Source organism: Aphanizomenon sp. UHCC 0183, from assembly GCF_009712065.1.
GTDB classification, from domain to species: Bacteria; Cyanobacteriota; Cyanobacteriia; order Cyanobacteriales; family Nostocaceae; genus Dolichospermum; species Dolichospermum heterosporum.
This window is the reverse complement of the sequence record NZ_VILC01000067.1, coordinates 25864-35452: the sequence shown is the minus strand read 5'-3', so window position 1 is coordinate 35452 and position 9589 is coordinate 25864. Positions and strand designations below refer to the sequence as shown.

11 protein-coding genes are annotated in these 9589 nt (G+C 39.9%); 6 read left to right on the top strand and 5 right to left on the bottom strand.

All coding sequences use genetic code 11. The annotated features are described in order from the left end of the window. Positions 1-40 precede the first annotated feature (40 nt). From gatB to FJR37_RS18965, 3 genes are all read left to right on the top strand, one after another. Complete coding sequence (gene gatB / locus FJR37_RS18975) at positions 41-1522, top strand: Asp-tRNA(Asn)/Glu-tRNA(Gln) amidotransferase subunit GatB (RefSeq protein ID WP_168466821.1); 1482 nt, start codon at positions 41-43, stop codon at positions 1520-1522. Between the two features lie 471 nt (positions 1523-1993). After that, positions 1994-3235, top strand: a complete 1242-nt coding sequence (gene argJ / locus FJR37_RS18970) for a bifunctional ornithine acetyltransferase/N-acetylglutamate synthase (RefSeq protein ID WP_039205030.1) — start codon at positions 1994-1996, stop codon at positions 3233-3235. A gap of 112 nt (positions 3236-3347) precedes the next feature. Beyond that, positions 3348-3965: a Uma2 family endonuclease gene (locus FJR37_RS18965; protein WP_039205027.1), complete on the top strand. Its 618-nt coding sequence runs from the start codon at positions 3348-3350 to the stop codon at positions 3963-3965. A gap of 146 nt (positions 3966-4111) precedes the next feature. Here FJR37_RS18965 and FJR37_RS18960 read toward each other — a convergent pair whose 3' ends face one another. Next, complete coding sequence (locus FJR37_RS18960) at positions 4112-4321, bottom strand: hypothetical protein (protein ID WP_168466820.1); 210 nt, start codon at positions 4319-4321, stop codon at positions 4112-4114. A gap of 200 nt (positions 4322-4521) precedes the next feature. Further along, complete coding sequence (locus tag FJR37_RS18955; protein ID WP_168466819.1) at positions 4522-4728, bottom strand: hypothetical protein; 207 nt, start codon at positions 4726-4728, stop codon at positions 4522-4524. 304 nt (positions 4729-5032) lie between these two features. Between FJR37_RS18955 and FJR37_RS27460 the strand changes: the two genes are divergently transcribed. Next, entirely contained in the window at positions 5033-5164 is a 132-nt protein-coding gene (locus FJR37_RS27460) for a hypothetical protein (RefSeq protein ID WP_256366886.1), read from the top strand. 101 nt (positions 5165-5265) lie between these two features. Beyond that, on the top strand, positions 5266-5697 hold the full coding sequence (locus FJR37_RS18950) for a hypothetical protein (RefSeq protein WP_168466818.1): 432 nt from the start codon (positions 5266-5268) through the stop codon (positions 5695-5697). A gap of 55 nt (positions 5698-5752) precedes the next feature. On the opposite strand, the gene FJR37_RS18945 is transcribed toward FJR37_RS18950, so the two are convergent. From FJR37_RS18945 to upp, 3 genes are all read right to left on the bottom strand, one after another. Then, complete coding sequence (locus tag FJR37_RS18945) at positions 5753-6031, bottom strand: YggT family protein (protein WP_027401027.1); 279 nt, start codon at positions 6029-6031, stop codon at positions 5753-5755. A 102-nt stretch (positions 6032-6133) separates the two neighbouring features. Beyond that, the gene (locus FJR37_RS18940; protein WP_039205019.1) at positions 6134-6469 is read right to left on the bottom strand and encodes a hypothetical protein; all 336 of its coding nucleotides are present in this window, start codon (positions 6467-6469) and stop codon (positions 6134-6136) included. A 76-nt stretch (positions 6470-6545) separates the two neighbouring features. After that, positions 6546-7196, bottom strand: a complete 651-nt coding sequence (upp, locus tag FJR37_RS18935; RefSeq protein ID WP_027401029.1) for a uracil phosphoribosyltransferase — start codon at positions 7194-7196, stop codon at positions 6546-6548. Between the two features lie 546 nt (positions 7197-7742). Here upp and crtH point away from each other — a divergent pair. Continuing rightward, entirely contained in the window at positions 7743-9242 is a 1500-nt protein-coding gene (gene crtH / locus FJR37_RS18930) for a carotenoid isomerase (RefSeq protein ID WP_168466817.1), read from the top strand. Positions 9243-9589: the final 347 nt, after the last annotated feature.

The window sequence follows — 9589 nt, the reverse complement described above, 5'->3', positions numbered from 1 at the left end:
TTAAAATAGTACCAAATCAGAAAAACTGTAAAATTTGGATATGACCACAGCCACACCCGTAAAAACTGAATATGAAGCGATTATTGGCTTAGAAACCCATTGTCAACTCAGTACCAATACCAAGATTTTCTCCAACAGTTCCACAGCCTTTGGTGCTGACCCCAATACTAACATTGATCCTGTATGTATGGGTTTACCAGGGGTTTTACCCGTACTTAACGCCAAAGTTCTCGAATACGCCGTGAAAACGGGTTTGGCGTTAAATTGTCAAATCGCTCGGTATAGTAAATTTGACCGCAAACAATATTTTTATCCTGATTTACCCAAAAATTACCAAATTTCTCAATATGATTTACCCATAGCCGAATATGGTTGGATAGAAATTGAATTGGTAGATGATGCAGGAAACCCCAGTCGCAAACGCATTGGTATTACCCGTTTACACATGGAAGAGGATGCAGGGAAACTCGTCCACGCTGGGAGTGAAAGACTTTCCGGTTCTACCTATTCTCTCGTAGATTATAACCGCGCGGGGATTCCCTTGGTAGAAATTGTTTCTGAACCAGATTTACGGACAGGACAAGAAGCGGCGGAATATGCCCAAGAACTACGGCGGATTGTGCGCTATCTTGGTGTCAGTGATGGGAATATGCAAGAAGGATCTCTGCGTTGTGATGTGAATATTTCTGTGCGTCCGGTGGGACGAGAGCAATTTGGGACTAAGGTGGAAATTAAGAATATGAACTCCTTCAGTGCGATTCAAAAAGCGATTGATTATGAAATTGAACGCCAAATCGCCGCCATTGAATCAGGAGAAAAGATTATTCAAGAAACTCGGCTTTGGGAAGAAGGTTCGCAACGTACCAGTAGTATGCGAGTGAAAGAAGGTTCTAGTGATTATCGTTATTTTCCTGAACCTGATTTAGCACCCATTGAAGTCACCCAAACAGAATTAGACTCCTGGTTAAGTGAATTACCCCAACTACCTGCAAGCAAACGCCATTATTATGAAAATGAGTTGGGACTTTCGGCTTATGATGCGCGAGTCTTAACTGAGGATAAACCAGTTGCGGACTATTTTGAAAGTGCAATCTCTAAAGGTGCAAATCCCAAATCTGCGGCTAACTGGATTACTCAAGATATCGCTGGGTACTTAAACAAACAAAAACTCACCATTTCCGAAATTAAACTGACTGCTGTTAACCTAGCTGATGTGATTACCCGCATTGAAAATGGGAAAATCAGCAACGCTCAAGCTAAGGAAAAACTCACAGATTTACTCAATGGTGTTTCCCCAGAAGAAGCCTTTGCTGGTCAAGAACTGATTTCAGATCGTACCATTCTTGAACCGATAATTGATGAAATCATCGCCGCTAATGCTCAACAAGTCGAAAAATACCGCAAAGGTAACACCAACCTCAAAGGCTTTTTCGTGGGACAAGTCCTGAAAAAAACCGATAAACGCGCAGAACCCAAACTCACCAATCAATTGGTAGAAGAGAAACTCAACGAGCCAACGTAGGGCTATACCCCTCACCCCGACAATGGTATAATGTGATAATAAGACGCAACTTGATTATTGGGAGAGCTAGTTTTTATTGGCTCTCTTTCTTTATATAACTGAAAAAAATCTTCTCTTCCTTCTTCCCTCCGTGTTCTCTGTGCCTCTGTGGTTCGTTAAAATACTTCAACCACAAATTACCCAAAGAGCGTAAAGGAAAAAAAATACGCATTAACAGAAAATAAAAAATAGGGGGTTTGACCCCTTGGTGCTAGAATCATATAACGTGCTAAGTAAATGCACCCTGATGATTTTAGAGAGCTATCCAAGTGGCTCTCTTTTATTTGTTTTAGGTTTAATTTTCGTGATTAGAAAAAGATTGTCATCAACAGATAAACTCACTTATAGACATAAATACTGGACGCTGATATCAAACCAGAGGCGGAAAGTAATTGAGCAGCAAACGCGATATAGATAATTGTGAGTAAAATTATGGCAGATTGGCAAATCATTACTGGTGGTGTAACAGCAGCGCGGGGGTATAAAGCAGCGGGAATTACAGCGGGACTAAAAGCTTCGGGATTACCGGATTTAGCCTTAATTGTATCAGATGTGGAAGCGATCGCTGCTGGTGTATTCACCACTAGCCAAGTTAAAGCAGCCTGTGTAGATTACTGTCGTCAAGTATTACAAGGGAAACATAGCGCGAGAGCCATTCTTTGTAATGCGGGACAAGCTAACGCCGCAACAGGTGAACAAGGGATTAAAGATGCTCAAGAAAGTGCAGACTTGTTAGGTAAAGAATTGGGTATTAACCCAGAATCCATTTTATTAGCTTCCACCGGCGTAATTGGTCAACGGATTAAAATGGATATATTGCGGGGTGGTATCCCCAAAGTAGTTGCAGAACTATCAGAAACAGGCTCAGACGCAGCCGCAGGAGCAATAGTCACCACAGATTTAGTGACAAAATCCATAGCCTTAGAAACCATTATCCATGACCGTCCGGTGCGAATTGGTGGCATTGCGAAGGGTTCAGGGATGATTCACCCCAACATGGCGACAATGTTAGCCTTTGTTACCTGTGATGCAGCGGTATCTTCTACGCTTTGGCAACAAATGTTAACCAGAGCAGCAGATAGAAGCTTCAATTCTATCACCGTTGATGGTGACACAAGTACAAATGATTGTTTAATTGCTTTAGCAAACGGTCAATCTCGCACCCCAGCAATTACCGAAATGGGAGCAGAGGCACAGAAGCTAGAAGCCATGTTAACTTATGTATGTCAGCATTTAGCAAAAGCGATCGCTCGTGATGGAGAAGGAGCAACTTGTTTAATAGAAGTCCAAGTCACTGGCGCTCATGATGAATTAGCAGCCCGTCAAATTGCCAAAACCATTGCAGGGTCATCTTTAGTCAAAGCCGCCATTTTCGGTCATGATCCCAATTGGGGACGGATTGCGGCGGCTGCTGGTCGGGCTGGAGTCCGGTTTGAACAGGAAAACCTCTCTATTAAATTAGGGGATATTTTACTATTTGAAAATGGTCAACCTTTACCTTTTGATAAAGCAGCGGCTAGTGCATATTTAAAAGCAGCCGCTCATGGTGAATATCTGCAATCAGACACAGTGTTAATTTCCGTCGGTGTTGGTAATGGTCATGGCACAGGACAGGCTTGGGGTTGTGACTTGAGTTATGATTATGTGAAAATTAACGCTGAGTATACGACCTAAAAAAATCGGCGTTGCTGCTTAACTTTTAGTTGCAACGCCAATAGTTCTTAATCTGAGTTGAGGTTTGACAATGCCGCTATAATATTTTTATTATCAGCAATACTCAACAGCCATGATTCAAACTTTATCTAAAGTTACTACCTTTGAAGAATTTGTCACTGAGCTACCTGAAAATTCCGGGGTACGTTACGAACTACATAATGGAAATATCATTGAAATGGCACAACCAATAGGTGATCACGAAGAAGTTAAAGGGTTTTTAGGTGTAGAAATTCCCTTTGAAATTAAACGTCTGGGATTACCCTATGGTATTCCCAACCAAGTTATAGTTAGACCAGAAGGTAAAGATTCTGGTTATTTTCCAGATGTGTTAGTGCTAAATCGTGAAAATCTGGTAAATGAAAAATTATGGAAAAAACAATCTATCATCAGTAATGGTGCATCTATACCTTTAGTAATTGAAGTTGTATCAACTAATTGGCGTGATGATTATCATTTAAAATATGCTGATTATGAAGAAATGGGAATCCCTGAATATTGGATTGTAGATTATGCAGCTTTAGGTGGAAGAAATTTTATTGGTAATCCTAAACAACCGACAATCTCTGTTTGCAATTTGGTTGATGAAGAATATCAAATTAGTAAGTTTAGAGATCATGAACGGATTATTTCCCAAACTTTTCCCGAATTAAATCTCACCGCAAATCAAATTTTTCAAGCTTCGATATAATCAAATTATGGCGTTGCTGATTAAGGGTATGAATTTTAGTCTCACGCAAAGGCGCAAAGACGCAAAGGTAAGATTTTTAAAGGTTCAATTTGGAAATTTCATACCTCGATATGGCTTCGCCACGCAGGCTATCAGCAACGCCCAAATTATAATTTATGAATAAATTGTTCCATGACATACTCCCTGAGAACAGGTTGCAAAGTGTACTTACCCGCTTCTTTCTCTATTAAACAGCGTGAATATAGCCTTTCTATTGCTTGTAAAAGTTGGGATTTAGAAACAGTCGGTAATATGTTTTGATTTGGTGCTAAATCAGTAATAGTTGTTAATTGCTGGTCAGTGGACAGACAGTACATAATTTGCCATTCTAGAACCGAGAGGGGGTTTAACTGCTGTTCCAGTAAGCTGTTAATATAATTACTGACTAATAATGTATTTTGTTCTAGGAATTTTTCAAAATTACCATTAAATAATTCAATGATAGTATTAACAACAATTTTAACTTTCAGAGGATTATTACTTCAGAATCAGAAGATATAATTTCCAAATTATCAACTTATTCAAACCAACTATACCACTTCATCTTAAAATCTTCTGGACTTGTTTGGGGAAAATCACTATCCTGAAAACTCATATTTAATGCAGACTGAATCATTAACGCAATTTCAGTTTGTTGTGGACAATGACGTAAATATTCCCTAACTTCTGGAGGAATAATTAGTAAACCTTCTTTGAGTTCTAATCTAAATGTTTTGCTGCTCATATATATTTTAAATTCTATACCCCGTAAAAATCTTTAGCCATAATTTCCTCTATTCTAACTTTACTTTGTCATTTTACCAGAGCGATCGCTTCTAGAAGATGTTTGCCATCTCAAAAAATTCTCAAGTATCATCAAAATCATTATACTAAACACGGGTGAGATTTAAACTTTTGCCAAATGACAAAGAACCCAGATGTGTAGGGGTTTAGCTCATGCTTTACCCCTACGTTTAGAATCAAACAATCAAGCCGTTTTGAGTATATTAGATGCACCTATTTAACCTCATGAACGTTTACGCAAAACAATGCAAACAATTATTTTTAATATAGCTTTAGCAAAATTTGATGCTTATACCCGATTTAAAGCAATGGCTATCACAGGAAACCCAGAAGCAGGTTTAAGAATACTAGATAAACACCAAAAATCAATAATTTGAAATTTCTACTCTGGAGAGACTCTGCGCCTCTGCGTGAGGTAAAATTGTACTCTTCAACAGCAACGCCGACTTTTGTAAATTTCCAATCAAAGGTGTATTTTATGCGGTTACGCTCAATGCAGTTAATTTTTATAGCAGGACTAATGGGGTTACTTTCCTGGATATGGACACCCACAGCCTTAGCATTAACACAGATTAAATTATCTGATATTTCCTATCACGAATGTCCATCAGAACTGTCCAGTGGAATAGTAGGTAGTAGCGGTTCAAATTCTGCCAGTTGCTTCATCGTTACAGGTAAAGCAGAAAATAGCACCCGCAAAACTGTTTATGATGCGGATATTTTTGGGCGCATATATGATGCCAACGGTGATTCAACCTTACAAAATCGCACCCGTCTGGGTTTAATTGCCGAAGTTCCTCCCGGAGTTAGTGATTTTGAATTTAGAATCACTGTCCCTAGTAATCAGCCCGTACCATTGCAACTTAAACAATTTAAAGCTGCTGGATTTAGTGGACGAGTGAGAAGATAAAAGTTGTAGAGACGTTCCTGGGAACGTCCTTACATTGAAAATCGTAATTTGGGGCTTAAAACCCTTGTACCAAGGTGGCGCGAGCTAAACTATCTAAAATACCACCAACTATGTTCAATGCCAAAAATGCCAGGATAGGGGAGAAATCCATACCACCCAAGGGGGGAATTATGGAACGAAATAGATTGAGGTAGGGATCACTAATTTGGCTTAAAGCTGCAAATGGTTGATTAGACCATTCAATAGTGGGAAACCAAGTCAACAAGACTCGAATAATCAGCAAATAGCTGTAAAGAGAGACAAAGGTAGCTAGAGTTGTAATTAGTAAATTCATGGATGGGTAACTTTCCTATTAAATGTCAAACATAGATTCATGATTGATTTTAATTTAGCTCACGGCGCATTGTGTAGCCAATCAATATAACTAAGGGAAACCTTAAGAATGCTCATTAACTTCCTGGGATGAGTTGCTGTTGACATTACCTAATTGCTTCCGCACATCATCAATTGTGGCATTAAGTTGGGCAATTTTATCTTCGAGCGATCGCCTGGTTGCTTCTATTTCCAAACTTTCATGAGCAGAAGCCCTCATTTGCCGCTTTTTAGTCCCTGTCTGTCCATCATTTTCCCCAACAGTTAACCCTTCATTCTCTTCATTTGCAAACTTAGCATCTAAGCGCGAAGTAATCACCGCCCCTAAAACACCACCAACTACACCCCCAATCAATGACCCCAGTAACAAACCACTAGCAAAACCATCTTGCTGACTCATATTTTTTACCGTCTTCTCGAAAATAAGCAACTTTGACAATACTTTAGCTATTTTCCAGCCTTAGCGGCATCCTAGCTTAAGTTCCAAAAATGCGATCGCCCGCATCCCCCAATCCTGGTACAATATACCCTTGATCATCAAGCGTTTCATCAATAGTAGCGGTGTAAACGATTAAGCCAGGATAGACAGCAGCCAACTTTTTCAATGCCGGGGGAGCAACAACTACGGATATAATCCGAATTAACGCCGGATCAACACCTCTTTGGGTCAATTCCGCCATTACTGCCATTATAGAGCCTCCAGTAGCCAACATCGGCTCAGTAATTAACACCCGCGTTTCGGGAGCGAATTTTTCGGGTAATTTATTTAAATAACAAGTAGGTTCTAGAGTTTCTTCATTTCGCGCCAAGCCAACATGGTAAATTGATGCCAAAGGCAGTACACCCTGCGCTCCCTCCAACAAGCCTAAACCAGCCCGCAAAATCGGCACAACAGCCATAGGTATCTGAGGATTAATAAAAGTGGCTGCACAGGTCGTCAGAGGCGTTTGCACCATTGTTTCTTGAGTCGGCAACCACTCCCTAGCAGCCTCATAAGTTAGCCACCTACCCAACTCAGTCATAGCAGAACGAAATAATACAGATGGCGTAGCTACATCACGAGCAACTCCCAACCAGTGCTGAATTAAAGGATGAGGTGGAACATAAACACGGAGTTGTTGCGTCATAGCTAGAAAAGGGCGGCTGGATAATTGTCTTTTTACTGGAACATCATAGCAGAATTCACCGAATCAGGAAAAACAAGAAAGCTGGAGGTAGGGGCGCAGGGCCTGCGCCCATTCAGAATTATGGCTAAGTAATTGGACAAAAATATTTACAGTCATTGCGAGGGAAGGGAAGCAATCACAACCCTGGCGATTGCTTCATTTCACTTCATTCCATATGGCTAACGCCACGCTTACGCAGTGACATTATGTAATTAATTTTGTCTCACTACTTAACACCACGCCGTCTGCCTCTAATATTATTGAAGGCAGAGCCTTCTAGAATTCATTCCCAGTCAGAGACTGGGAATGAGATGACTTGAGTTCTTTGCGGGATAGAGGTTTTACATTAAGTTGACACCAATGAAGCTCTTGCTTTACCCCTACACATCTGGGTTCTTTGTCATTTGGCAAAAGTTTAGATCTCACCCATGTTTAGTATATATTATTCTCAAGGCGGAATTAGTCAGCAGCGGACTTTCCCCTATTTTTTGGGTTAAATTGCAAATTATGGATTCTGAATTATTTGATGTCATTATCATTGGTTCTGGTATTGGTGGTTTAGTGACAGCCACCCAATTAGCAGCCAAAGGTGCAAAAGTTATAGTTTTTGAAAGTTATCTCATTCCCGGTGGTAGTGCTGGTTATTTTCAAAGCCAAGGATATACATTTGATGTCGGTGCATCAATGATTTTTGGCATGGGAAATAAAGGAACAACCAACTTACTCACCCGTGCCTTAGATGCAGTCAATGTTAATCTGGAAACCATTCCCGATTCTGTCCAGATTCACTATCATTTACCCAATGGTTTAGATTTAAAAATTGATCGAGATTATGAAACATTTCTCCAAAATCTAATTGCTTATTTTCCCCACGAAGCCAAGGGAATCAGGCGATTTTATGATGAATGTCAAAAAGTTTTTAATTGCCTGAATAACATTGAATTATTATCATTAGAAGAACCTAAATATCTCCTGCGGGTATTTCTCAAAAATCCTTTAGCTTGTCTAGGTTTAGCCAAGTATTTACCCTTAAATGTGGGAGAAGTAGCCCGAAAATATATTCAAGATCCTCAGTTATTAAAGTTTATTGATATCGAGTGTTATTGCTGGTCAGTAGTTCCAGCAAACATGACACCAATGATTAATGCTGGCATGGTTTTTTCTGATAGACATTATGGAGGAGTTAATTATCCTAAAGGAGGAGTTGGGAAAATTGCCGAAAAATTGGTAACAGGTTTAGCACAATTTGGGGGTGAAATTCAATACCAAGCGCGAGTGACAAAAATCATCACCAAACAGGGAAAAGCTGTAGGTGTACAATTAGCAAATGGTCAAGTTTATTATGGTAAAAAAATAGTATCTAATGCCACACGCTGGGACACATTTACAAAACTACTACCAGCCGAAAAAATGCCAGTTAAAGAAAAAAATTGGCAACAACGATATATAAAATCGCCCAGTTTTTTAAGCTTGCATATAGGGGTAAAAGCATCAGTTTTACCTGGAGGAACAGAATGCCATCATATTTTATTAACAGATTGGCAGGAAATGACCACAGCAACAGGAACAATTTTTGTTTCTATTCCTACCCTCCTTGACCCGGATTTAGCGCCACCAGGATATCATATTATTCATGCTTTTACACCTGACTGGATTAGTAATTGGCAGGGACTTTCCGAAAGCGAGTATACGGCTAAAAAAGAAATAGCAGCAGGGCAAATTATTGACAGATTAGCCGCAATTTTTCCTGGTTTAGATGCTGGGTTAGATTATTTGGAAATCGGGACTCCACGTACTCACAGACGCTTTTTAGGACGGATAGATGGTACTTATGGACCAATACCTAAACGTAAGCTGTGGGGGTTATTGGGAATGCCTTTCAATCGCACTGTGATTCCTAATTTGTATTGTGTAGGAGATAGTACATTCCCCGGACAAGGTTTGAATGCAGTAGCTTTTTCTGGGTTTGCTTGCGCTCATCGGATTGGAGTAGATTTACAACTCTGAACGGTTATCATTCACTGTAAGCATCACCTGTATTAAAAAACCCATGATTCACCGTCTCAACATGACCGAAATTGGGCTTTAACGATATTAACCATAGGTATACTAAACACGGGTGAGATCTAAACTTTTGCCAAATGACAAAGAACCCAGATGTGTAGGGGTAAAGCAAGAGCTTCATTGGTGTCAACTTAAGCTCAAATCCCTACCACATCTCGTTCCTAGTCTCTGACTAGGAATGCAGTTAATGAGGCTCTGCCTCTAATGTCATTGAAGGCAGAGCCTTCTAGAATTCATTCCCAGTCAGAGACTGGGAATGAGATGACTTGAGTTCTTTGCGGGATAGATGT